The sequence below is a fragment of the Shewanella sp. genome, assembly GCF_013214165.1.
Lineage (GTDB): Bacteria > Pseudomonadota > Gammaproteobacteria > Enterobacterales > Shewanellaceae > Shewanella.
The window spans coordinates 1-23,570 of record NZ_JABSSM010000002.1 but is presented as its reverse complement, the minus strand read 5'-3'; the positions used below and the strand labels follow the sequence as shown (position 1 = coordinate 23,570).

The following is a 23,570-nucleotide window of genomic DNA, read 5'->3' as shown; positions in this document are numbered from 1 at the left end:
TATTAACTCCGGTTATCGATCCATTCACTCATGAGCAACTGGTTTTTTATGCTGCTGATATCGGTCTGGGCATCGATATACTGTCTGATCTCATGGAGACGTTTCATCGAAGCAGCCTGAACATAGACCAAGAGGTCCATATTTCCTGTGATGCCCCGGCAGGTGACGTTCTCAGGAATAGCCTGGCAAACATGACCCCCATATTGACGCTAGATGGCTCAGTTGCATTGATTAAATACCAGGGGTTGTATCGGGAGTTAAGTTTATACTAATGGAGAAGATTCCCATAGCTATGGGAGTGTGAAAGGTATTTAGGCTAAATTTAGCAGCATAATAATATTGGCCTTATACCAAGGTTTTGCTGGTTGCCTTGGTGAGTTCAAGATTCAATGGCTGTCGGCTTGCTATAGCAGGATAAGGGCAGGATAGATGGATCAGTTCAAGGGAACGATTGGGCGTTGGCAGGGCACTAGCTGCCGTATTACTCGCCATGGCGTTAGTCATCGTCTTCACTTATGTTGCAGGCCAGAAGCTTGAGCCTAACTGTCCACCGCTAAATTGCGCATCTTTATGAGTTCGCTGTGTTTAAGGTAGAGCAGGTCAGCAGTCCTGCGAATTATCTGATCTTCGTATTGGCACAGTTGACCGTCGGCATAGGCTAGTTTCCACATGGCCAGTATCAACTTCTGTTTTTGCTTGATGTCGCACTGCTCATTTATCTCCTTGGTAAACTCATAGAGAGAAATCGAGTCGCCTTGTATCTTCTTGGCCTCATCGATCAGCTCTTCAGCTTCTGCTGGTGTCAAAGATAGGGCCTTGGTCATCAGCTGTGGCAGGAGTTTTGCCTCTTCTTCACTCAAGGTTTCATCGGCAAAGACGACTTCGAGCAGTAAGCTCACCGCGGCTAACTGTAATTGACGGGATTTCTCTTCCGGTGTGACGGCTTGAGAGTGTGACGTTAAAAATTGTTTTAATTTGGCTAACATGAGAGATCCTGTCGATTTGAAATGAGTTCAGCTTAACGGGTTAGAGTAAGAGATAAAAAAAGAGTTCACTCGCAAACCAGATACAATAATGAATCTTATTTCATCTATCTTTTCTGTCCTTAAGGAGCAGGCTTAAAGAATGGCTCCTAGGCCTTGCATTAGCATATCTGTCGTACCCTCTCCGGCATTGCTATCTAGGTAGCCTTTAACGATTTCGACCATAGGGGCTGCGAGTTCTTTAGGGATCCCAAGCTTTTCGAAGGCGTCAAAAACTTGAGCGCCGCCTTGAAGCGAGCTGCCCAGATCACCCGCCTTTGCCAGTAAACCTGACATACCAGATTCGTTATCTAGGGCTGGAGCCGCAGATAATAGGCTGTCTATATCAGGAATAGCATTGGCAATAGAGTCAAAGTCATCACCACCGAGTGTGGATTTTGCAAAGGAAAGTAGGCTGCCTAAGCCGCCTTCTGCCTGAGACTGATTCAGTCCTAGCTGAGACATGATACTTCCCACAAGATCGTTATTCTGGGTTTGAGTGACTTGGGGCTTAGCTTTTTCTGCTGAAAAGAGGTCATCGAACCAGCCTGCCATAGCTGGGGCGCTGAGTGTTGTGCTAGCGAGTAGCAGGCCGATCACGGTTAATAGTTTCATTTTTCTTCCAATGGTTACTTAATTCGATTGTTACAACCATTCTATCTTTTTTAACAATCTTGTTGCATCTATTTTACGGTTTCAGCTCCGTATTATGGTATTTCATCGGTGCAATAACTATCAAATTTCGGTATCCTAGCTGCCTTATTCTGCTTTTTTAATTATCTATTGGAAACACCCATGTCATTGTCTGCGATATTAACAGAAGCCTTTAACTTCTTTCGTAATCATATTAGTCAGTTAGCCGCATTGACTGTGCCTATTTTATTTATTCAGGTTGGTATTCAATTGTGGCTGGGCATGGAGATCAGAGGTGCCGATTTAGAGAACCCTGAGTTTGGTGCCTCGCACATGGCGGCCATGATGGCCCTATTATTGGTGTTTTCTTTATTGATAGCAGCCTTGACTCTCTTCTTAGAGATCCGCTCACAAGGCCATGAAGCCAGTACTGCGCTGATATTGAAGACCAGTTTGAACTTCGTTCCTGGCCTGCTACTCGCCGGTGTATTTTCAGGCTTAGCGATTCTTGCCCCGGTGATGATTTTTGCGGCCTTCGGTCCTTTATGGCTAATCGGCCTCACCATGAGTATCTATATCTTTGCCAGACTCGCCTATGTGAACTTTATGGTTGTCGTCGAGCGGTTAACCCCATTCGAAGCGATTAAGGCAAGTTTTAAATTCACTAGTCCGATAGCATTCAAGACCCTGATGGTGCTCATGTTGTACATTCCTCTGTCTCTCGTAGGAGGTTCAATTTCTGCTCTGGTTCAATCATTAGGTTTCCCAGTTCAGCTGATCGTCGAAGTGTTTATTGCGTTTATCGGCTTATTTATCAATGTGGCACTTTTCCGTTTGTACATGGTTTCACGCCCTAAAAAGGTAGATGAAGAAGTTTAAACCATAGGGAATTCTAGCGCTAAGCGCTTAGGAATGGGAAATACGGAGTATCTGTTGTGCTTACTGATGTCGAATTGGTTACTCAATTTTCTGCCGAATTAGGTCATGATTACGGCATAGCTAAGAGCTATGTTAAAGATGTGCCTACCCAGGCATTGCTGCTGCTTCGTAGTCTTACCCATAAATTAACGGATCTGCTGGCTGAGTCCAGAGGGGTCTCGTTCACGGGGCCAAATCTATACGACAGAATAGAGACCCTTAACAGTAAGCGCGTCATCGATGTACGTATTACCAGGGCCCTGCATCGTTTACGGGGGGACGGTAATCGTGGAGCCCATCCGGAAAAATACCACCTGACTGCCGAGCAATTGCAGCAGCTCAGTGAAAAATCGATAGAGAAATTATTAAAACTCATCGAATCCTTGTTTAAGCAAGTAACAGGTAAGTCACTGCCTAGGTATAAGTTTGAGCCATTCGATTTACTGGTGGGGCGGGATCTCTGTTATAGAGCCGTGATGCAAGGAGAAGCCGAAGCCCAATATCTTGTAGGGATGTCACTCAAGACTCGTGCGCTTATGCAGCAAGAACAAGAGCTGGCATTAGAGGCGAGCAGCGATGTAGAGTCCGCTCAATCAAACCTTTCCAGTGATACGTTAGCCAAGGCCCAGTATTGGTTTTCTTTGGCTGCCGATCGGAATATGAATGCTATGCATGAGCATGGCGTCGCCTTAATTCACGGTTATAACGGTGAAGCCGACGTCGTTGCTGGGGAGAGAGCTATTGCTTTGTCTGCCCAAGCTGGTGTTGTTAATGCCATGGCCTTGTTGGGTTACTTCTATCTGGTAGGCAGTGAAACTGTCGCTATCGATCTCGATAAAGCCCAAGAGCATCTGCAAGCTGCAGCCGAGCTGGAGCAATCGGAGGCGATGGCGAATTTAGGTGTGTTGTTTTATCAGCAAGGTGATCTTCTCCAGGCAAATCACTTTATTTCACAAGCCGCTAAGGCTGGTTTCCCCCACGCTCAATATCATCTCGCCTTGATGCTGGCAAAAGGGGAAGGTACAGAAATCGATCCTGTGGCCAGTGACCATTGGATGAAGGAGGCGGCAGAGCAAGGGCAGCTCGATGCCATGTTCTCTCGTGCCCAGGCCATGCTCAATGATGATGGCTCTACGAGTGCTGAGCTGGCGTTGGCCGAGTCTTATCTTAGAGAAGTGATTAAGTACGGTCATAGCGTACCCGCCATGATTGAACTCAGCATAGCCTTAGCCGATGGCATGCTCAATAAAATTGATGTAGTAGGCTCTGCGGCTCTGCTCAAATTAGCCAAAGAACGGGCAAATAGCGAGGAACTCGCGGTCATAGCACCATTATGGAACTCACTGCTGCAACAGGTTGAGAATGTACTCTTTGTTGCGACTAACACCGAAGAGTTAGCCGCACTAGAGAGAGCGAAAGAACTGCTATCTGATTAATACCTGACTATACCAATAGGCATCTGGCTATAACAATTAAGCATAAGCCCATCTGATTAATACCTAGCTATACCAACTAAGCATAAGCCCATCTTATCAAGCCCCTTGTTCTATTATTTAACTCGTTGAAACGGAAATTCTGTCTATTTGAAAGTTGCATACAATATGCAATGTGTTACATTTATGTTATTCAGGCTGAGAGGATAATTAATTGCTCACACGTGCAGATGAAAGACAACACAGGGAAGACCAAGAATTTAACCGAGAGCTCAATGACATTGCCGAGTCTTATGTCAAGTTGGTACTCGCTATCGGTTTACATGATCCCTTCTATGTCGACGCCTTCTATGGCCCCGAGATCTGGCGGCTGGAGTGTAAAAAACTCCCCCTTTCAGGGCTGCATAAAATGGCAAAGACGCAACTCAAGTATCTGAATGAACGTAATCTATCCAGTGTCGACGCTAAACTCATCTCCAGGCATGGCTTCTTAAATAAACAGGTATCCTCTGTGGTTTACTACCTGAGCCATCTCCAAGGGAATAGAGGTAGCTTCGATGTTGAATCTGAAGGTTTATACGATACGCAGTCGCAGAAATTTGGCCTGTGTTCATTCGAGTCCATACAAGATGAGATAGATAAGCTGTTACCGGGTGAAGGAGAGTTAGCCGAGCGATTCGAGCTGTTTAGAGTACAATTTATTGTGCCTCAGAGTAAGATCCCTACGGTATTCGAGGCAGCAGTAGATAAAGCTAGGGCGCTCACCGGGGCCCATATTGAACTGCCCCATGCTGAAAGTTTCAGTATCGAGTTTGTCACCGACAAGATCTGGACCGCCTATAACTGGTATCAAGGTAACTATAAGAGTCTCATTCAGCTTAACCAAGATCTGCCTCTCTATATTGATCGGTGCCTGGAGCTTGCCAGTCATGAAGGCTATCCGGGTCACCATGTATTCAACCTGTTGCAGGAGAGGGACCTGGTCAGAACCGAGCAGTGGATCGAATATGCAGTTTATCCTCTCTACAGCCCCATCTCTTTCCTTGCTGAAGGCAGTGCTAATTATGGCCTCAGCCTGATCATGTCTAAGCAAGAGGTGATCGATTTCGAACGAGATACCTTGATGCCACTGGCGGGTATCGAGGGGGATATTGAGAAATACCACAAAGTTTTGGCGTGTTATAAGAAGCTAGCCTATTTGGATAATTTGGTCTGTGAGCAGTTGACCGATGGCCATATAATGGAAGAGGATGCACAAAAACTATTGATCAAATATGGTCTATATACTCGTTCAAGAGCTAAGCAAAGGGTGAAGTTCTATCTCGCTAATCGAGCCTATGTGATTAATTATAATCATGGAGAGGAGAGCGTAGCTCGATGGGTAGAAAAAGATGGCGAGACGAGAAAACAAGAGCATTGGAAGCGTTTCGAGGCGCTGTTAAAGCGGCCTCTGACAGCTTCACAATTTAAGGTCTGAGCAGAGCTTCTGCTGTCGCGTCTGCAAGGTGACGCCTGCTAGCTTGGGTCGTGCTCGTAGGTACGTCCTTGGTGTGACTTAGCTTGATGACGCTTATCAGCAAAGGCATCATCGGTAAATATTGGCTGGCTCTGCTGTTCGCTAGCGGTAGAGAAATGGCCTTGTTGCTGGCTATCTGTATACGCTCCCCGGGCTTGCTGCTGTTTAAACTTAGCCAGCTGCCTCTTAAGAAATAGACGACCAAATAGGCTTAACAAGATAAAGCTAATAGCACCGAACAATAGCAGGAATGGCAGAGCTATAAGCGCTAAGGTGATGACTGCAATACCGATAGCAAATGCTACCCAGCCTTTGGCTCCGGAGAATCTTGCCGGGAAAGGTGATTGCTGAAACTGACTGTAGATCATAAGAACTCCAAAAATTAACTGTGTCTAGTCTGCACATTTAATAAGCTAAGATCACGTTAAATTCAGTTAATCTGGCTGTGAATATGTAACAGATGGTATAACACCTCAAGAATCACAATGATAAACCAGCTTTGATTAATCTAAGCTGAATAGTGGATTGATTATTGTTATTTTCGTTATTTCATCTTGGTGTTATCAAAAGTCTCATGATCGAAAGCCTCGGCGACACTCTTACATATGGTTTCTCTGATCCATTTATGGCCGGGCTCCTCGTTATTACGCGAATTCCACAGCAGCACATAGGCCAATGGAATAAATTCGAATGGCAGTGGCAGCTCGACCAATGGATACAGTTTTCCGGCGTGGCGGGCAAAACTAGATGGCAAGGTGAATATCAGATCGCTATGCGCGCACACACTGGCCGCGCCATAAAAGTCCGGTACCGTAGTGCTAAGTTTGCGTCTATGGCCTAAGTTTGCCAGATGATAGTCCAGAGCCCACCACTCATTGCCTTCACAGCGTACCTGTACATGTGACATTTCCAGATAGATTTGTATATTCCATTGGCCTGTTTTTACGGCAGTAAGTATTGGATGGTTTTCTCTAACCAAACAGATCTGCTTATCGGTAAACAGGGTCTTGTAGGCTATGCCGTCGGGAAGCCTGCCTATTTGAAAATCTGATTGTGGATTCAGGTCTCTGCCAGATATGCCGAAATCGATCTGTCCCTTCTGTAGGGCCTGCATGGATTGCTCCATCCAAACATAGGTATCTAGCTTCAGATTTGGCGCATTATTGAGCAATGGGCCGATAAAATATGGCAATAAGGTTTCATAGGCACTCTCAACCATGGCGAAAGAGAACTGACGGTTGCTGCTGGCGGGAGTGAAACTTGGAGCTTGTGTCAGTTGGTAGAGTCCCTGAAGAATATCGGGTAACTTCAGCCCCAACTGCATGGCATGGGCCGTAGGCTTTAATCCGTGGGCGGTACGATGAAACAAGGGATCCCCCAGAGTATCGCGTAGGCGATTAAGACTCTTACTCAGCGCCGATTGACTCAAGTGCAAACGACTGGCTGCCCGGGTGACACTTTGTTCTTCCAGCAGTACCTGCAATATGACCAGCAGGTTGAGATCGATGCGCGCCAGATTATCCAGATGCATTAGTTATTCCTTAAAGGAAATTCAGTTCTGAAATTATACCATTTCTGTTCATAACATCACTGAGCTAAAATTTAGCCATAGAAAAATGTTCCCTCATGAGAAAAATAATGCGTCGAAATCTGTTACCCATACTCATGTCTTTGGTGGTGTTGAGTCCATTAGCCATAGATATTTATCTGCCGTCAATGCCGACTATGGCTGCCGAGTTTTCTGTTTCATCCAGTGAAATTCAATCGACCTTAGTGCTGTTTCTATTCGCCATGGGAGTGGGGCAAATTCTCATTGGTCCATTAGCCGATCGTTATGGACGTCGCCCAATCGCCATCTTCGGTGTTTTACTCTATGGAGTTAGCAGCTTATTTGCTGCCATGGCCATGGAGTTTCATTGGCTGCAGTTGGCCAGAGTGCTTCAGGGCCTAGCGGCTTGTTCGACATCAATTGTCGTCTTTAGTGCGGTACGTGATTGCTTTAGCCCTAAGGAAAGCGCGCGATATTATAGTTACCTTAATGGGGTCATCTGTGTGATACCTGCATTGGCACCGACTCTGGGTGGTTTGCTGGCGTTGCAGTTTGGTTGGCGCTCGACCTTCATCTTTATGACACTCTACGCCATAGTGATGATGTTAGTCGTCGGGTATCGTTTACCGGAAACCCGGCCTAAAAATACCGTTACCACAGGCCCTCTTTACCGTTGGTCACGTTATAAACCCGTACTCAGTGAGCCTCACTTCATGTTCTATGCATTATGTTGCATGGCTGGAATGGCGGTGATCTTGACCTATGTGTCCTATGCGCCGGTTTGGTTAATCGAACATTTAGGCATGTCTGAGCTGACCTTTAGTGGTCTATTTGGTCTCAATGCCGTGGTCAATATCGCTGCCTGCTTTATGGCGCCTATGGTGATTAATAAGTTAGGTAATCGTCCCACCGTCATCTTAGCACTGAACATAATGCTGTTATCGGCCGTGTCCCAGCTGCTGGTTCAAACCTGGGGACCACAGGCAGGTTTGGCGGCGGCATTGAGTTTTATGCTACCTATGATGTTGCTTTGTATAGGTTTTGCGCTACTTCTAGGCCCCGCCACTAGCATGGCTCTGTCGGCATTCGGCGAGCGAGCCGGAACCGCAGCGGCCATGCTCGGGTTTATTCAGATGAGTGGCGCTTCGGTGTTGGCCGGACTCGTGCAACAAACGGATCTGACGGCGCCCTATGCGGTTGCGCTGGTGATGGGAGGCTTTACCATCATGTTATTAGCCATGCTGGCCATGCCGCGTTTAGATCATTGGCATCAGGAGCAGCATGCGAACTAGGAGACGTTCTTAGGTCCAAGAATCTAGGACCTAGCTAAGGCTTAGGACTTGATACCTAGCGTCTGGAAGTTTATATCGAGTAACACCCTTTGCCTGCCAGCTGTTAACCACAGTCGGCGGGCTTTTTTGTACAGGGAAGTAGTTATCCCCGGATACCATGGATGGTATATGAGGGGATTTGTACAGGGAAGTAGTTATCCCCGGATACCAAGGATGGTATTGAATTAATTAGTGTTAAAAGCGGCCATTGATAGTGGCACCGACTAAGAAGCCATCGGGCTCGTTGTCACCATCTACGCCAAATTGTTTAGCTGCGCTGAATTTGGCTGCAAAGCTTTGAGATATCTGCCACCAGTATGAAGTTGAAACAGAATAGGAGCTATTAGTGTCGTCGTCACTGAACTTATAAGCCTCATCAGGAAAGATGGATTCACCCTCCATATCGTATTGTCTCCATATATAACCCGCGCCAACAGACCATGATTTTGTGATGTACCAATCGGCAGCTAAAGTGACTATGCTAGTGTCAACTGTTGAGTTATTTTGGATTTCTCTGATGAACTCCCCATCTATGGCGCTAATGTTATGTTTATTGCTAGTATCGATATAGCGCCAGCTTGCCAGNAGATCTAGGCCTGAAAATGAAGCTAGTGGCACAAAACTATGTACTTGAGCCGAGTAGATTTTGCTGTCGGAATCTGAACTCGATTTATGGGTGTCATCTAACCAAGTGTAAGAGCTCTCACCCGACATAGAACTTGACTGGTAGGTGAATGAAACTTCAGAAGTTTCATTGAAGTAGTAGCCTAAACGTAATCCATATTCAGAAGCTTCATTTTCCTGAGCAAATAAACTGCTATTCCCGTAGTCCATATCTAATAGCTTGTAGTTCACGCCGATAAACCAGTTTGAATCGAGTACATAGGTCCCATCGATACTATAAGAAACAGTATCTGTGAACATGCTCATTTGAGCATATTGAGCACCGATATTGGATTTCTGCGCAAGAAAGCCATTGAGCGCGTAGGGACTATTGTCGGTATCAACTGGACTAAAGTAGAAACGGTAATCCAGACTCCAAAGCCCATTATCTAGCTCGTCGGTGTGAGTGCCTAGAGTTACGTTTGCTTCATGTTGAAAAGTATTGCTTGAATCTAGATTTTCAGCGGCATTTACAGATGTGCTTACAAGCCCTAAAAGTACAGCAAGAGATAGGATACTCTTTTTCATTCTTCTTCTTCCTTGTTTGGGTGGTGTTCAAGCAAGGTAGGCATAATAAATTCATAGAAAATTGGTGTGTTGTTAATGTCCATATAAATCAATATGCTGCTTCCTTGTGGCGGGAATGTATGCCAGGCGATGCGTAAATGTAAATGCTTTTGTCTGGTGTTGATCGGTAACACATTCTTCTTTGGGTCTGTGTGGTATTGATTGGTAACATATTTCTCTCTTTGGGCCTGTGAGTATATTGCGTGATACAGTTTGTATCAGGAGTAGGTTAAACTATGGGACAGTTTTGATTACGATTAAGAGAGCCCTGTGGCCCGCCCTATCTGCCTTAAATGCCATTATCCCCTGAAGGCTTGTCTCTGCGAGAGTATCGAGCCGATGCATGTCTCGACTGAGTTGATTGTGTTGCAAGATCCAAGTGAAGTGGGTCATGCCAAGAATAGCGTGCGCTTGTTATCTCTGGTTATCCCAGAGACGCGAGTCTTAGTGGGTGAGCGGCCAGATGATTTTTCGTCGCTGCGCGAATATCTCGATGCCAGTACTAAGCCTGTCTATCTCGTTTACCCCTCCGATAAGAGTAAGGATGCTGAGGAGGAGCAGTTTGATGATGAGGTGATCTTGTTGTTGCTCGATGGCACTTGGAGGAAGGCCTATAAGTTATTGCAGCTTAATCCCTGGTTACTCCAATATCCTGGCTTGCATCTGGATCTGCAGTCTGGATCGAATTACACCATTCGTAAGGCGAGTCGCAGCGATAGCCTCTCGACGTTGGAGGCGGCGGCCATGGTGCTCCAAGCCATAGAGCCCAAACTGAGTGTGGTGCCCTTGACCCGTGCATTAAGCGCCATGGTGGATCAACGTCTTAACTCTATGCCTGCGAGTGTACGCAAGCGCTACATCCGACCTTTATGCAAGCTGGCAAGTTTCTAATGAAGTGAGCTCCGATTCTGAGCAGCTGCTCAATTATATCGGGCATAAACTAGCGGTGGCGGGAAAAAGTTTAGAAAAACTCAATCAAGTTAAATTCACTGGCTGTGACAGTCAAGCTCAAGAGAGGCTAGAGGCGTTTTTTTTGATCATTTAGGGGCCGGTTTATTTCTTATTCGGCATAAAGACTCGGCGTCTTGGACCTATTGCTCTGTTGTGGGCAATATCTTGATTTCACAGAGATAGAAACTCTAATAGTATTATATTTTTAACTTGGTCAAAGCCCTACATAACTCTTTGGGCTTCCAGTTACAAAAAGCCGTAAAAAAAGGCGAGTTAAGCGCATATTATCAACCTATTATCGATGCTATAACTGGTTATGTAGTCGGAGCAGAAGCCTTGGTACGTTGGATAAAGCCAGACAGCTTGCGATAGAGATAACCGAAAGACTTCCCCTTAAAAACCTGCGCCAAGCCAGAATGAATGTCGAGAAAATGCAGGCGTTAGGTGTCTGTATCGAATTAGATGATGCGGGTACCGGTTACTGTGGTGCATCATATCTGCAAGAGTTGAGCATAGATGTGCTGAAGATCGATAAGTTGTTCGTCGATACCTTGACAGTCTCCCCCGATAGAACTCAGGTATTAGACGCTTACATTCAAATGGCTAAGAGCTTAGGGATGCAGATTATTGCAGAGGGAGTCGAAACTAGCGCTCAATCCGAGGCATTAGTCGCTAGAGGAACTCGCTTTCAACAGGGCTATCTGTTTGCCAAGCCGCGATCTAAGGTTGAATTTTTTTGCGTTTTGGCATGAAAGCCATCAAGCTTATATTCAGCAATATGATGGTACCGATATGCCTTATTTATATGCTCTCCAGGAGGGGTGAATGATATTTAATAATAGTGGCAACCTTAGTCAGAAAGCCTGTGTGCTTGGAGCGGCTTGTTTATTTTTCTCAACCATCTCCATTGCATCAGACACTCAAAGTTTGTCTCAAAAAGCCGATGCGGCGCGTGAACAGTCCCGAGAACTGGAGATCGAACAGTTACAAAAAGCTAGGGATGCAGCGGGAGAAACACAAGTGCGCGAGACAAAAATATACAAAAAAATGCAGCCTAATGATTGGGAAGCCGAGCAGAGAATTAAGGCGGAAAAGCAATTTATTGAGCGCGAGTCTCGCGAGGAAAAATACCTTAGAGAGGCGAGGGAAGCGGCGTCAAAAGAGCGTAAAATACCTAAGCCTATTTAAATGGTTTGATGAAAGTCTCAGAACTTGTGCTAAGCCTCACTGTAGCCGCTGATTAAGAATCACTTTTTGTACAACAAATTCCGTCTCACTCTTGAGGATTCGAATAATCACCTCTTGTCCTTGGAATGGTGTCGACCCTATTGTGGCAGCAGCGCAGATCATCAATGGCGTACAAACCATCATAAGTCGACAGGTCGATGTGACCGCGCCAGCAGAGGCAGATTTTAACATTGCACCCAGTAATCATTCTCCTCGTTTCTATGTCGATGAGAGTGCTCTTGTTAGTAGGTGTGGAAGCCTTGACTCAGCTAGCGGTGACATCACTTAGATAAGATTCGGGCCATTGTTATTTTCTGTAATATGTCATTTACAATTTGTTTCTATTTATTTACTCGAGCACAGTTGAATTTTAACGAGTTTTAGCATTATATGTTTGACCTAGCGTGTCATTCCTATCGAGTCGGGATGAATAACTGGCTTTATGGGATGCATCTGAGAGTCGAACTGTACGATTAAACATAAGATAAGGGAGCGAAAATGATTCGCAAAATTTTAGGGGGGCTACTGATGTTAGGGACCTTGGTCTCAACCACAGTGCAAGCGACCCAAGCCGAAGATATTAAGAGTTTTACTCTGGATAACGGCATGAAAATTATGGTATTGGAAGATTCATCGATTCCAAATGCCAACATGTATCTATTTTGGAAGGTAGGGTCTCGTAATGAGGTGCCAGGTATCACAGGCATTTCTCATTTCTTCGAGCATATGATGTTTAATGGTGCTAAGAAGTATGGCCCTAAGATGTTTGACCGTACTATGGAAGCTGCCGGTGGCGCTAACAACGCTTACACCACTGAAAACCTAACTGTCTACACGGATTGGTTTCCTGCCAATGCATTAGAGACCATCTTCGATCTGGAAGCCGATCGTATCGGCCATCTGGATATCGATGCCAAAATGGTGGAGAGCGAGCGTGGTGTTGTGGCCTCTGAGCGTACAACAGGTTTGGAAAATTCAAACTGGCGTACTCTGCAAGAAGAGCTAAAAGGCATTGCATTTAGGGCACATCCATACAGCTGGTCTGTGATTGGTCATGAGTCAGACATTAGCGCCTGGACCTTGGACGACTTGGTGCAGTACCACAAGACTTATTATGCGCCGAACAATGCTGTGGTCGTCATTGCTGGAGATGTGAAGTTTAACCAAGTAAAAGCGTTAGCCAATAAATATTTCGCTCCTATTCCGGCCCAGGCGTCTCCAAGAGAGGTGAAAACCGTTGAGCCACTGCAAAAAGGTGAGCGTAGAACTTACATACAAAAGGCCTCGGTAAGCACGCCTAATGTGATGCTTGCCTACCATGTGCCTTCGACGTCACATGAAGACTACTATGCGCTGGATCTGCTGTCTTCAGTGCTCAGTGAGGGCAATAGCTCGCGCCTGTATCAATCCTTGGTGGAGAAACAAGTTGCCATCGAAGTTGAAACTTACTTACCGATGACAATCGATCCAAACCTCTTCTATGTCATGGGGGTCGCTAACCCAGGGATCACTGCCGTCGAACTTGAGAAAGGCATGATTAGCGAGATTAATCGCATTGCCCGTGAAGGTGTGACCGAGAAGGAGTTGGAGAAGGTCAAAAACATCAAGTTGATGGATTTCTATCGATCCATGGAGACTATCAATGGTAAGGCCAATACGGTCGGTACCTACGAGCTGTATTTTGGTAGTTTCGAGAAGCTGTTTAACGCGCCAGAAGCCTACAACAAGGTTACACCTGCAGATCTTCAGCGTGTGGCACAAACTTATCTAGGTCGTGCAAACCGTAGTGTCGCCGTGCTGGCTGCAACAGAGGAGACAGATGAATGAATACGTTAACTCATCTCACTAAGCGTTCAAATAAGCTGTTAATAGCTATCGCTCTGGGCAGTGTATTAGCCCTTTCGGCCTGTGCTTCAACTCAGACCAGTACCAGCGTCGATACCGGCAGTTTCAGCATGCCAGCCTATGAACACCTGGTCCTAGATAATGGCCTGACTATATATCTGATGCCTCAGAGAGAAGTGCCCTTAGTGACCGTCAGTGCTGTGGTGCGGGCTGGTTCGGTAAATGATACCACTTCTGGTGTGGCTGCAATGACGGCTCAAAGCCTGTTACTGGGGGCCGCCGGCAAATCTAAGGCCGAGATAGAGCAGATGGTAGACTTCCTTGGTGCCTCTATCTATGCCGATGCGGGTAAAGAGGGCAGCTATATCGGTGCCGACTTTATGGCTAAAGATAGCGATACGATCTTGCCTCTCATCAAGAGTCTGCTTTTATCACCAAACTTTGATGCAGACGAATTCGATAAATTGCGTCAACGTGAGATTGCCGGACTCGCTCAGGCTAAAGAGAGCCCTCGCTCGGTGATCGGCCGCTATTTCGATAAACTTGTTTTCGGAGCACACCCATACGGCAATGCTACCTCTGGCACTAGCGAGTCTTTAGCCGAGCTCAATATTTCACAGCTGAGAGCATTTCATAAGCGCTATTACCAGCCTAGGAACACGGCCATCAGTGTGGTTGGTGACTTCGATACTGAACAGATGAAAGCCGAACTCAGTCAGCTGTTCGGTCAGTGGCAGAATGGCGAGCAAGTCGTGACGCTCAAGCTGAAGGCGCAGCAGCCTGAACTTGCGTCTGCGAACGTCTTATTAGTCGATAAGAGTGATGCCATAGAAACGACCTTTCTGATTGGCGGTAAGGGCATTTCACGGGATAACCCAGATTATGTGGGTTTGAAAGTGGTCAATACTATCTTAGGTGGCCGTTTTACCTCTTGGCTCAACGATGAGTTGAGGGTTAATGCCGGACTGACTTATGGTGCTCGCTCTGGATTTATTACTTACTCTCAGGGCGGTGTATTTAGAATTAGTACTTTTACTAAGACTTCTACGACCAAGGAGACTATCGATCTGGCACTAAAAACCTATGCCAGACTGTGGGACACGGGCATAGATCAGCCGACACTGGATTCTGCTAAGGCCTATGTCAAGGGGCAGTTTCCGCCTAAGTTTGAAACCAGCGGCCAGCTTGCAGGCTTGCTATCCGATATGTACCTCTATGGTTTCGATGACGGCTTCATCAATGATTTTCAAGCTAAAGTGGACGGCTTAACGTTGGCCGAGACGCAGAGATTGGTCAGCAGCTACTTCCCGCAGCAGGATCTGCAGTTTGTCATCATAGGTAATGCCGAGAAAATAGCGCCTATTGCGGCCGAGTATGGCGAAGTTATCCGCATAGACATCAAAGCCGTTGGCTTCGGAGGATAGCCAGTTAGTCTAATAAGCTTTATAGGGAGCGACATCGAGTTGCCTCGAAAAATGCTATCGAGCTGTTTGACAAAGAGTATCGCTTTATTAGCGATACTCTTTTGCGTATTTATGCCTATTTCGGTTTGAGCTTGAGGATAATGGCTGGATCTGGTTGCAAAACGTTCAATATCTGGATGATGACACCGAACGTTATTCCTTCTATCGCGGCATAGAGATGATGCCTATTTCCTGGCATTAAGCGGGTGATCAGGCTTTATACTAGCTAGAACCCGCTAGTTTGTAACCAGAATTATAACGCCCCTTCGAAGCCTATCTGGCGCCAGGCTTCATAGCTGATGATGGCGACGGCATTGGAAAGGTTCAGGCTTCTGCTCATTCCCGCCATGGGGATCTTGAGTCTCTGGCTCGTTGGCAAAGATTCGATGATCTCCATTGGAAGTCCGCGAGTTTCCGGCCCAAACAAGAGTACATCACCCTTCTCGAAATTGAGTTCGTTATGAGGGCGGCTCCCTTTAGTCGTGCATGCCATGATGCGCCTTCCTGCCATTGCCACCAAGAAGCTTGCATAATCTTTATAGCGGGTGACGCAGGTGAGATCGGCATAATCTAATCCCGCACGGCGTAGCTTCTTCTCTTCGAGATCGAATCCTAAAGGTTCAATTAAATGCAGCTGGCAACCATTGTTGGCGCACAGACGTATGATGTTACCTGTATTGGGAGCGATTTCGGGCTCATAGAGTGCGATATGAAACATGCTGATCTGCCTAAATAATAATGAAGTGTGATTATGACATAAAGCCGACCAGAAAAAATATCCACAGCGGGTGATCGCTAGCCCGTTTCTCTCTCGCTAGGGTATACCTAAGCCCTGATTTCTGTCCAATACTGAGTCCATATTTAGTATCGTTAGTTTGCTTTTCATTTTGACTAAGTAACTTAATATCTTATTGAATTTCTCCTGAGATAGCAGAGCCGCGCTTTAAGATCTCTGTATCTTAAGGTTAACCGACATATATATACGTTAAGTCTTGCTTCGCGCACTTATATAAGGTATTCATGTTTTACATTTGTGTAACACCTATGGCTAGGTGACAAATCCTCGAAAATGTACGAGGTTTCATCTTGGTGTCATTATTCCGTCATGATCTTATGGCGAAATAGTGAAGCAAAAATCGAGATCTCTGCATCAAGCTCTCGCAGATAGAGTGAGGTGATACCAGCTTGTTTCAGGAGGATTTGATTTAAGGCATTCTAATCGAAGGAAATGATATGAACCCATTAGCAAAATCCATTTTGGCCCTCGGCATATCCGTTTCATGGGCGCTACCAGCCCTTGCCGACAGTGACATTTATGTTATCAATAATTCTGATCAGATAATTACTGTGGAAGTTATCCATACCGGCTCGGATACCCTCGAACAGGGGAGTGAATGGCAACAACATGCGGATAGCTTAGGTCCTTGGGAGACTAAGGTCATCCTGAGTTTTAATCGCTGGGAAGGAGTTAAGTCGGGGCAAGAGTACAATTTCGAGACCCGACTCACTAATCAGCTGGGTGAGTCAGTTTCCTTGCATCAGCGAGTCGAGGGCCACTGGTATAATTCGACCATGAAACATGGTGCCAGCGCCGATGATGTTGATCTGCAATGGCAGGACGACCGCGATATTTATCGGTATCAGGTCCAAGGCCCACATTCGGGTGCCTTAGAGCTGTCATTCAAGGCTGACAGCACTGCAAGGTACGATGACATCTATTACGCCCTCACACCGGAAAAAACAGATGAACAGAGGGACGACAATGAAGCAGTGCTCAAGGTGATGACCTATAACATCTGGGCCTTACCAGTCATTGCTTCTCATATCCAAGAGCGCTTAGCCATATTACCCGAGTATATGCGAGGCTATGATGTCTTGATGCTACAAGAGGTGTTTGCATCGGGACGGGGAGACTTCTTACGTCAGTTGGCAAGCGAATATCCCTACCAGACTGAGATGCTCAATAAGCCCGGGGCTAATATCTATGATGGCGGGGTGATCTTAGTCAGTCGCTTCCCGATTGTTAATCAGGGCCAGTATGTGTTCCCTGATTGTACTGGCACAGACTGCTTTGCCGACAAGGGAGTCAATTATGCCGAAGTGATCAAGGGAGGCAAGGCCTATCACCTGTTCGCCACTCATACCGCCTCGTTTGATACCGATACGGCCCGTGATTATCGTCAACGTCAGTTCAGGCAGATACGCGAGTTCGCCGCTTCGATGAATATTCCGAGCAGTGAAATGGTTATCTATGGTGGTGACTTTAACGTCAACAAGCGTAAGTTTGAGGATGATTACGCCAATATGCTAGCCAACCTGGATGCATCGGCGCCTCATTATGGCGGATATACAGAGTCGACCTTCGACCCAAGAGTCAATGCGTTTGCCAGGGCGCCGGCTTCGGGTGGCGAAAATGTCGAATATTTGGATTATATCGTGGTCAGTAATGAATATTTGACCATGCCCAATAATACCAATCGGGTATTGGTGCCCAGAACCACAGATCCCCGATTGTGGCAGCATGGGGATCTGTCGGATCATTTTCCTGTGGCCACTGTCTTGTATTAGCAGGCTAACCGAATATGTTTAATACTAAATATATTGGCATCTTACTCATCGCCGCTTTGGGGGGCGGCGGGATTTATCTGATTGTCCCAGAGAAGGCTAGGCAGATACATGATCGTGCTGGTGACATATTAACCACAGCCGTAATAGAGACAAGATTAAGCTCGACGCCAGCGCAAGTTTTTAAGGGCGGCACGGATCAGGCTATCATGTCAGCGAGCGGACTGCAGTTGGAAAAGCTTGCTAGCAGGGCAATTGAGCAAGGTTCTGGCAGAAAACTTGTCACTCTGTTAGCCCTGTTTTGGCAGGATTGTGAGGCGGGGGCTAGCTGTGAGCAAGACTTGCTCGAGCAGAAGCGACAGCTGAGCCCAGAACGTTATGCACTGCTGGAGCATTTTATACACAATGGGCTGGCCAGAGAGGAGCTATTGGGGCTGGAGCTTGTGTCTCAGAATGCCTCCTTGGAGCAAAAAATTGCCCAGGTTAAGTATATCGATCGGCAAGTGTGGGGCGACGATGCAGAGCTGCTGTTTGCGGATGAATATGCACTATACCAATTCAGCCTCAAAAGTAGGCAATTAAGTGAGCTGGAAGATGCCGCAGGCTTCATCGACGCATACCAGGAGTTATTAAGGCAGCAGCATGATGATCTGGCTCGTTTCTCCCTCGAGTCAGATCTGGCTAAGTATGAGCATGCCTCGGCCCTGATCCCAGACGCTTATTCGGCCTATGACAGAGCGTTTTTGACCCAGGCTCTGGCAGATAAGTACCTGCTCCCAGTGCAACAAGCATCTCTCCTGCTCAGGCAAGAACAAGTGACCCATCAGGCCATAGAGGTACAGACCTATAGGCAGGGATTCGATGCACTAAGTCGAGAACTCATGGCCTCGAGGCAAACTGATAGGGCACATTTGAGTCAAGCTCAATGGCAAGCATATCTGGCTCGACGTCAGTATGAATACCGTATAAATTTCTTCGCTAAAAACGGATAGGCACAGCAGGTTTAACCGCCATGTTATGTGTGCAAGTCATACAAGATGCCAAGTTCACCCCTAGATCTGCTGAGATTCTAGTGACTGGTGTCGTGAGGGTGATCCTCGGTAATGCGCAGCATGATGAGGGGATAAGCCCAGGAACGACTTACATCAGCAATGATCACCTCAGAGGTAGTGCTGACACTTAACGGCACTAAGTTGACGGCGTCTCCCGTAGGTGAGCTGGTTGATGGCGAGTATCAGTATCGGATCGGTAACTTAGTCAATGTGATAGCGGGTGATGAGGAAGACGTTTACAACGACGACTCAAACACTTTCTATGTTAATAATGCTAAATTTAATATCAATGATCTCGTGTTGGATAACAGCTATGCGAAATTGTATTTCCCGCTTTCCATTAACAATTTAAATGAGCTCACTCTCAGCTTGGTTTCTTATACTGCAGATGGCGTCAGTACTGAATATGATGACGAGATAAAAGTGGTGGTTGACGGCAAATTATATGCTGGCAATAAGGCATATATTTGAAATTGGCCTCAAATGAAACTATTAGCAACAATAATATTCACCCTGTAACTGGAACCCGTTTAGCGTCTGGATATCGATATTCAAATAACACATCCCTCTATCTTGCCGATGATACAGAGAGTCAGGCAAACAGTGCTACCTTCGATTACAATTATACGACCAAGGAAGGGGTTCAACATACTGGCACTATAACGTATAAAGTGAACTAATCGGTAGGTGATTTTTACACAAAGCCCCGTATTCACGGGGCTTTGTATTCTCTGCGTATAGACGTATCAAATGAGATCATTCAGCGCTGGTATTTTGTTGGGTTAGATCCTCGGTCATGGTGGGCAATACTAGGGTCACATTGAGTCCCCGCGAGACGACATTGGTTGCCACGATAGACCCCTTATGTGCGGTTACCGCGGCTGCGGCGATAGCCAAACCTAGCCCCCAGCCTCCAGATTCACGTTCGCGTGCCGATTGAGGACGATAGAAAGGCTTAAATATGGCCTTAAGATCTTGTTCATTTTCGATGCCGGGCCCATCATCGATAATCTCAATGGTGATGCTGTCAATGGACTCTGATGCGCTAATCTCTACATGAGTATTAGCGTATCGGATGGCGTTGCGTAACAAGTTTTCGATGGCGCGAGACAAAGGTCTAGGATAGAGAGGCAGGGTTATTGCTTCATCGATATTGATGGATAGCGATTTACCTTGTTGCTCGGCTTCGAACTCTGCATCATCCAGAACCTGTCCCAAGGTTTCAGCTAAACCTAGGTTTAGCTTACTCTCGTGGGCGTTGAGTTTTACTTTCGACAGTTCAAGCAGTTCTGCAATCATCAACTCTAATTGCTCTGCTTCATAACCGATACGTTCAGTTTCGGCTGATTGCTGACCCTTCTTTCGAGCGAGAGCCAAGGCTAATTGAAGCCGGGTCAGAGGCGTTCTTAGCTCATGAGAAATATCGCTGATTAACCTTTGCTGGCTATGAACCATGTTCTCGATCGAGTCGGCCATACTATTGAAGGCATGAGCGAGTTGACCAATTTCATCTTTACGCTTTGTGGTCGCCTTATCGACACGGCTGGTTAAATCTCCGGCCGCCAGTGCATCGGCGCTTAATCTCAATGTACGCAGCGGTTTTCCCAGGTGCCAGGCGAGCAGACCACATAAGAGGCCGGAGAGCATGATGGCTAAGCTTAATGTCAGTAATTTATTTTCTGCGAAGAAGAAAAACCAAGGTCGTGGATGATGATCGGCTAGTCTTCCATAAATTGAGTACTGTTCCCCTGCCGCATTAAATTCATAGGGGCCAAAAATTAATTCACTCTTAAATTGATGTGTCATGGGGCGTTCGGCCTCGTCTACCATCAGCATGAAGTGACGCAGGCCTCGGGAGACCTTGTGTGAGTTAATGACTCTGCCCTGATGATCGACAATATAAAAACGAACAGGCTTGTCGTTTCTATCTCTGATGTGAGTAAGGCGTTTGAATCGACTGTGATGAATCGCTTGGGGATCGTCTTCCAAACGTATACTGACCCGTTCGGCAACCTTGGCTAGCATCTTTGCGAGATGAGGAGGAAGCGGTGCTCTGTCATGGTTTTGCTGCAATAGAGGTAGCAGGCCCACAATGGCTATGATCAATGAGCTACAGAGCCAAAAGCCGAGTAACAATTTAATAAATATGCGGTTTGGAAGTTTACTCACTGGCATTAGGGTAACCAAATGTAGCCTTTGCCGCGAATGGTCTTGACTCTGGGTCTAGCATCCATACGTTGCGGTAGCTTCTTGCGTAGATTAGATAGATGCATATCTAAGCTTCGGTCAAATGGCATAAGCTTCTTATTAAGCACTTTTTCACTCAGGGTCTCTTTGCTTATCAAGTCGCCTGCATTTTGTATCATCTCAAATAACAAACCAAACTCAGTTCCGGTAAGTATCAGTAGCTGTTCCTGGCAATAGACTTCCTGACGGCTCGGGTCTAGCGTGATATCGCCATATTCATAAACACTGGCTTGTTTATCGTGGGGTAAAATATGACTACGACGAATAATGGCCTTAATACGTGCGACTAGCTCTCGATCGTTGAAAGGTTTAGGTAAATAGTCGTCGGCTCCGATCTCGAGTCCGACAACTCTATCAATCTCGTCACCACGAGCGGTGAGCATTAGCACTGGTGTCTGTTTGTTAGCTCGGAGAGATTTCAACACCTCGAAACCATTTAGCTTTGGCAGCATGACATCGAGAAGGATCAGGTCGTAATCTTTATCCAGAGCCAGCTCTAGACCCGATTGTCCATCATGGGCGAGTGTTAGCTGGAAGCCTTCCAACTCCAGAAGTTGTGCTAATAAGTCCGACAAGCCTAAGTCATCGTCTATCAGTAATAGATGGTTCATATGTGTCCTTACCTTAAATCTATATGCTAACAAGACGAGTATACCTTTTTAGATGTCAATTACAGTTTATCAATGTAAGTCTACGTAAAGATTGCTGTAGAGGCCGATTGAAGTCGGGATTGAAATATAATAGCTCAGTAAATTTACAGTGATTTACCTTGGACAAACCCTGGCTTACATTGAGAAGGCTAAACTAGATGGTGTTGAATGACGTGAAATAACTCACCCACAGATAGAGGTCAGTGATATGAAAACAAATACACTTAAAGCAGGTTTACTCGCTATTGTCGCAAGCACGGTGCTTATTACGTCTGCTGTATACGCGGAAGATGGAAAAAATGACTGTCAGCATCATATGAAGGGCGAGCGCATGGCTCACCATGGTGGTATGCGTCAAATGTTCAAAGGTCTAGATTTGACCGAGGAGCAGAAGTCAGAAATTAAGTTGCTTATAAAAGAGCAAAAGACGGCAATGAAACAGAATCGTCCGACCAAGGAAGAGCGTACAGCCAAGAAGGCCGAGTTCTTAAGCTTGATAACAGCCGATAACTTCGATGAGACTAAAGCACAAGAGCTGATGCAAGTGAGACAAGACAGGGCTAAATATACGAAGCTAGAGATGATGAAAGTTCAGAATAAGATATATAAGCTGCTGACGCCTGAGCAACAAGAAGCGTTCAAAGATAGCTTTGAAAAAAGCCATGCACGAAAAGGCGAACGTAAAGGTTGGCACTAGTCATCAGTTTTTAAAGGTGTATTGATATACACTTGAGGTCATAGGCTTCCCCTGCTTGCTATTTCTTAACAAGAAAGTTAATAGCTATATATAGTAGAAATATGATCTCATGAACCAAACTTCCCAGTACGATTTTTGGGTCAAGCTAGCTAGCCGCGCAGCAGTGGCTACAGCTTTGACCCTTATCATTATCAAGATGGCAGCCTGGATGTACTCAGGATCTGCTAGCATGCTAGCGTCATTGACTGATTCATTTGCCGATGCGCTCGCATCCATAGTTAACTTCATCGCAATTCGATACGCCATAGTCCCTGCAGACCAAGATCATAGATATGGCCATGGTAAAGCAGAGCCGTTAGCTGCATTAGCCCAGTCTGCATTTATTTTGGGTTCTGCCTTCTTACTGCTTTTTCATGGTGGGGACCGACTAATTAACCCGACACCCGTTCATCATGCCATGTTGGGCGTCCTGGTATCTATAGTGGCTATTATCTTAACCTTTGCTTTAGTTATTCTGCAGAAAAAAGCGTTAGCCGCTACATCTAGCACTATTATTGAGGCCGACGCACTTCACTATAAATCAGATCTATTCCTGAATGCAGCAGTATTAGTGGCGCTTGTTCTCTCACAATATGGTTGGTGGTGGGCTGACGGCTTGTTTGCAATCCTTATTGCAATCTTCATAGGGCAACAAGCTTTGGGCTTAGGGTATCGCTCAATTCAGTCTCTACTCGATAGAGAGTTGGATGATGACACTAGGTTAAAGATAATTGAGTTGGCCCAACAAGACCCACAAGTTAAAGGCATCCATGATTTAAGAACCCGAGAATCCGGCAAGACCACATTCATTCAATGTCATTTAGAACTGGATGGTTCTCTTAGCCTAAGAGAGGCACATGCGATAGCCGACAAGACTGAAGCGAGAATAAGAGCATCCTTTGATGACGCAGAAGTGATTATCCATCAAGACCCAGTTTAGCTATTTATCAGCTTAATGAGTGATAAATAAGCAAAAACCTAAGGTTTGTGGGTAAGTCTGGGGGTAACTAGTGCATAGGTTGTGCTTAAGCACCAACTTATAAAATATATCAGTTTTTATCTAAATAGCCCTTGTGCTCTGGGCTGACATCCCTATAATGCGCATCCACTGACACGGCAACCCAGTCTTGTTAAACCAAGCTGAAACGCAGTCAGGGCAACAAGTAAGCTTGTTTTTTCATCGTTTTAAACGATTGAAATTA

General features: G+C 45.9%; 24 protein-coding genes and 1 pseudogene. 16 read left to right on the top strand and 9 right to left on the bottom strand.

All coding sequences use genetic code 11. The annotated features are described in order from the left end of the window. Positions 1-2 precede the first annotated feature (2 nt). From HRU42_RS00855 to HRU42_RS00840, 4 genes and pseudogenes are all read right to left on the bottom strand, one after another. A pseudogene (locus tag HRU42_RS00855) lies at positions 3-194 on the bottom strand (Lrp/AsnC ligand binding domain-containing protein); the annotation flags it as partial. Between the two features lie 151 nt (positions 195-345). Continuing rightward, positions 346-504 (bottom strand): hypothetical protein, encoded by a 159-nt coding sequence (locus tag HRU42_RS00850; RefSeq protein ID WP_295028108.1) that lies wholly within the window; start codon positions 502-504, stop codon positions 346-348. A gap of 35 nt (positions 505-539) precedes the next feature. Next, positions 540-986 carry a TerB family tellurite resistance protein gene (locus HRU42_RS00845; RefSeq protein WP_295028106.1) on the bottom strand — a complete coding sequence of 149 codons (447 nt, stop codon included), beginning with the start codon at positions 984-986 and terminating at the stop codon, positions 540-542. 132 nt (positions 987-1,118) lie between these two features. Beyond that, complete coding sequence (locus tag HRU42_RS00840) at positions 1,119-1,637, bottom strand: DUF2780 domain-containing protein (RefSeq protein ID WP_295028104.1); 519 nt, start codon at positions 1,635-1,637, stop codon at positions 1,119-1,121. Between the two features lie 180 nt (positions 1,638-1,817). Between HRU42_RS00840 and HRU42_RS00835 the strand changes: the two genes are divergently transcribed. The 3 genes from HRU42_RS00835 to HRU42_RS00825 all read left to right on the top strand — a co-directional run bounded on the left by HRU42_RS00835 (position 1,818) and on the right by HRU42_RS00825 (position 5,483). Then, positions 1,818-2,534 carry a hypothetical protein gene (locus tag HRU42_RS00835; protein ID WP_295028102.1) on the top strand — a complete coding sequence of 239 codons (717 nt, stop codon included), beginning with the start codon at positions 1,818-1,820 and terminating at the stop codon, positions 2,532-2,534. A 56-nt stretch (positions 2,535-2,590) separates the two neighbouring features. Next, entirely contained in the window at positions 2,591-4,009 is a 1,419-nt protein-coding gene (locus HRU42_RS00830) for a DUF4145 domain-containing protein (RefSeq protein ID WP_295028101.1), read from the top strand. 211 nt (positions 4,010-4,220) lie between these two features. Beyond that, the gene (locus HRU42_RS00825) at positions 4,221-5,483 is read left to right on the top strand and encodes a hypothetical protein (protein WP_295028100.1); all 1,263 of its coding nucleotides are present in this window, start codon (positions 4,221-4,223) and stop codon (positions 5,481-5,483) included. Positions 5,484-5,521: 38 nt separating this feature from the next. Here the strand turns inward: HRU42_RS00825 and HRU42_RS00820 are convergent, their stop codons facing one another. Both HRU42_RS00820 and HRU42_RS00815 read right to left on the bottom strand, forming a co-directional pair. Continuing rightward, a complete protein-coding gene (locus tag HRU42_RS00820; RefSeq protein WP_295028099.1) occupies positions 5,522-5,890 on the bottom strand; it encodes a hypothetical protein in 369 nt (122 codons plus the stop codon). 176 nt (positions 5,891-6,066) lie between these two features. Beyond that, on the bottom strand, positions 6,067-7,053 hold the full coding sequence (locus HRU42_RS00815) for a LysR family transcriptional regulator (RefSeq protein ID WP_295028097.1): 987 nt from the start codon (positions 7,051-7,053) through the stop codon (positions 6,067-6,069). A 107-nt stretch (positions 7,054-7,160) separates the two neighbouring features. Between HRU42_RS00815 and HRU42_RS00810 the strand changes: the two genes are divergently transcribed. The 7 genes from HRU42_RS00810 to HRU42_RS00785 all read left to right on the top strand — a co-directional run bounded on the left by HRU42_RS00810 (position 7,161) and on the right by HRU42_RS00785 (position 15,079). After that, on the top strand, positions 7,161-8,363 hold the full coding sequence (locus HRU42_RS00810) for a multidrug effflux MFS transporter (protein ID WP_295028095.1): 1,203 nt from the start codon (positions 7,161-7,163) through the stop codon (positions 8,361-8,363). Between the two features lie 1,539 nt (positions 8,364-9,902). Further along, entirely contained in the window at positions 9,903-10,523 is a 621-nt protein-coding gene (locus HRU42_RS00805) for a tRNA-uridine aminocarboxypropyltransferase (protein ID WP_295028093.1), read from the top strand. A gap of 270 nt (positions 10,524-10,793) precedes the next feature. Next, entirely contained in the window at positions 10,794-10,955 is a 162-nt protein-coding gene (locus tag HRU42_RS21130) for an EAL domain-containing protein (protein ID WP_367227130.1), read from the top strand. Continuing rightward, the gene (locus tag HRU42_RS00800) at positions 10,928-11,335 is read left to right on the top strand and encodes an EAL domain-containing protein (protein ID WP_295028091.1); all 408 of its coding nucleotides are present in this window, start codon (positions 10,928-10,930) and stop codon (positions 11,333-11,335) included. The genes HRU42_RS21130 and HRU42_RS00800 overlap by 28 nt, the downstream gene beginning before the upstream one ends. 73 nt (positions 11,336-11,408) lie before the next feature. Beyond that, positions 11,409-11,771: a hypothetical protein gene (locus tag HRU42_RS00795; RefSeq protein WP_295028089.1), complete on the top strand. Its 363-nt coding sequence runs from the start codon at positions 11,409-11,411 to the stop codon at positions 11,769-11,771. A 537-nt stretch (positions 11,772-12,308) separates the two neighbouring features. Continuing rightward, a complete protein-coding gene (locus HRU42_RS00790; protein WP_295028087.1) occupies positions 12,309-13,637 on the top strand; it encodes a pitrilysin family protein in 1,329 nt (442 codons plus the stop codon). After that, positions 13,634-15,079, top strand: coding sequence for a pitrilysin family protein (locus HRU42_RS00785; RefSeq protein WP_295028085.1), 1,446 nt, complete (start codon positions 13,634-13,636; stop codon positions 15,077-15,079). The genes HRU42_RS00790 and HRU42_RS00785 overlap by 4 nt, the downstream gene beginning before the upstream one ends. A 292-nt stretch (positions 15,080-15,371) precedes the next feature. On the opposite strand, the gene HRU42_RS00780 is transcribed toward HRU42_RS00785, so the two are convergent. Beyond that, positions 15,372-15,836, bottom strand: a complete 465-nt coding sequence (locus HRU42_RS00780) for a tRNA (cytidine(34)-2'-O)-methyltransferase (RefSeq protein WP_295028083.1) — start codon at positions 15,834-15,836, stop codon at positions 15,372-15,374. Positions 15,837-16,351: 515 nt separating this feature from the next. Here HRU42_RS00780 and HRU42_RS00775 point away from each other — a divergent pair. Genes HRU42_RS00775 through HRU42_RS00760 form a run of 4 tightly spaced genes read left to right on the top strand, consistent with a single transcriptional unit; the run spans position 16,352 to position 19,206 of the window. Then, positions 16,352-17,686: a sphingomyelin phosphodiesterase gene (locus HRU42_RS00775; protein ID WP_295028081.1), complete on the top strand. Its 1,335-nt coding sequence runs from the start codon at positions 16,352-16,354 to the stop codon at positions 17,684-17,686. A 14-nt stretch (positions 17,687-17,700) separates the two neighbouring features. Then, positions 17,701-18,675 carry a hypothetical protein gene (locus tag HRU42_RS00770; RefSeq protein WP_295028079.1) on the top strand — a complete coding sequence of 325 codons (975 nt, stop codon included), beginning with the start codon at positions 17,701-17,703 and terminating at the stop codon, positions 18,673-18,675. A gap of 20 nt (positions 18,676-18,695) precedes the next feature. Next, positions 18,696-18,866 carry a hypothetical protein gene (locus HRU42_RS00765; RefSeq protein WP_295028077.1) on the top strand — a complete coding sequence of 57 codons (171 nt, stop codon included), beginning with the start codon at positions 18,696-18,698 and terminating at the stop codon, positions 18,864-18,866. Then, complete coding sequence (locus HRU42_RS00760; RefSeq protein ID WP_295028075.1) at positions 18,835-19,206, top strand: hypothetical protein; 372 nt, start codon at positions 18,835-18,837, stop codon at positions 19,204-19,206. Before HRU42_RS00765 ends, HRU42_RS00760 begins: the two co-directional genes overlap by 32 nt. 285 nt (positions 19,207-19,491) lie before the next feature. On the opposite strand, the gene HRU42_RS00755 is transcribed toward HRU42_RS00760, so the two are convergent. Then, entirely contained in the window at positions 19,492-20,910 is a 1,419-nt protein-coding gene (locus tag HRU42_RS00755) for an ATP-binding protein (protein WP_295028072.1), read from the bottom strand. Continuing rightward, a complete protein-coding gene (locus HRU42_RS00750) occupies positions 20,910-21,593 on the bottom strand; it encodes a response regulator (protein ID WP_295028070.1) in 684 nt (227 codons plus the stop codon). Before HRU42_RS00750 ends, HRU42_RS00755 begins: the two co-directional genes overlap by 1 nt. A gap of 247 nt (positions 21,594-21,840) precedes the next feature. On the opposite strand from HRU42_RS00750, the gene HRU42_RS00745 reads away from it, so the two are divergent. Next, positions 21,841-22,329 carry a Spy/CpxP family protein refolding chaperone gene (locus tag HRU42_RS00745; RefSeq protein ID WP_295028069.1) on the top strand — a complete coding sequence of 163 codons (489 nt, stop codon included), beginning with the start codon at positions 21,841-21,843 and terminating at the stop codon, positions 22,327-22,329. Between the two features lie 109 nt (positions 22,330-22,438). Beyond that, entirely contained in the window at positions 22,439-23,308 is an 870-nt protein-coding gene (locus HRU42_RS00740) for a cation diffusion facilitator family transporter (RefSeq protein WP_295028067.1), read from the top strand. Positions 23,309-23,570 lie beyond the last annotated feature (262 nt).

Coding starts and splice junctions, on each gene's coding strand:
- HRU42_RS00850 (WP_295028108.1), bottom strand. CDS start 504: ATGACTAACGCCATGGCGAGTAATACGGCAGCTAGTGCCCTGCCAACG.
- HRU42_RS00845 (WP_295028106.1), bottom strand. CDS start 986: ATGTTAGCCAAATTAAAACAATTTTTAACGTCACACTCTCAAGCCGTC.
- HRU42_RS00840 (WP_295028104.1), bottom strand. CDS start 1,637: ATGAAACTATTAACCGTGATCGGCCTGCTACTCGCTAGCACAACACTC.
- HRU42_RS00835 (WP_295028102.1), top strand. CDS start 1,818: ATGTCATTGTCTGCGATATTAACAGAAGCCTTTAACTTCTTTCGTAAT.
- HRU42_RS00820 (WP_295028099.1), bottom strand. CDS start 5,890: ATGATCTACAGTCAGTTTCAGCAATCACCTTTCCCGGCAAGATTCTCC.
- HRU42_RS00815 (WP_295028097.1), bottom strand. CDS start 7,053: ATGCATCTGGATAATCTGGCGCGCATCGATCTCAACCTGCTGGTCATA.
- HRU42_RS00810 (WP_295028095.1), top strand. CDS start 7,161: ATGCGTCGAAATCTGTTACCCATACTCATGTCTTTGGTGGTGTTGAGT.
- HRU42_RS00795 (WP_295028089.1), top strand. CDS start 11,409: ATGATATTTAATAATAGTGGCAACCTTAGTCAGAAAGCCTGTGTGCTT.
- HRU42_RS00790 (WP_295028087.1), top strand. CDS start 12,309: ATGATTCGCAAAATTTTAGGGGGGCTACTGATGTTAGGGACCTTGGTC.
- HRU42_RS00785 (WP_295028085.1), top strand. CDS start 13,634: ATGAATACGTTAACTCATCTCACTAAGCGTTCAAATAAGCTGTTAATA.
- HRU42_RS00780 (WP_295028083.1), bottom strand. CDS start 15,836: ATGTTTCATATCGCACTCTATGAGCCCGAAATCGCTCCCAATACAGGT.
- HRU42_RS00775 (WP_295028081.1), top strand. CDS start 16,352: ATGAACCCATTAGCAAAATCCATTTTGGCCCTCGGCATATCCGTTTCA.
- HRU42_RS00770 (WP_295028079.1), top strand. CDS start 17,701: ATGTTTAATACTAAATATATTGGCATCTTACTCATCGCCGCTTTGGGG.
- HRU42_RS00765 (WP_295028077.1), top strand. CDS start 18,696: ATGTTATGTGTGCAAGTCATACAAGATGCCAAGTTCACCCCTAGATCT.
- HRU42_RS00760 (WP_295028075.1), top strand. CDS start 18,835: ATGATCACCTCAGAGGTAGTGCTGACACTTAACGGCACTAAGTTGACG.
- HRU42_RS00755 (WP_295028072.1), bottom strand. CDS start 20,910: ATGCCAGTGAGTAAACTTCCAAACCGCATATTTATTAAATTGTTACTC.
- HRU42_RS00750 (WP_295028070.1), bottom strand. CDS start 21,593: ATGAACCATCTATTACTGATAGACGATGACTTAGGCTTGTCGGACTTA.
- HRU42_RS00745 (WP_295028069.1), top strand. CDS start 21,841: ATGAAAACAAATACACTTAAAGCAGGTTTACTCGCTATTGTCGCAAGC.
- HRU42_RS00740 (WP_295028067.1), top strand. CDS start 22,439: ATGAACCAAACTTCCCAGTACGATTTTTGGGTCAAGCTAGCTAGCCGC.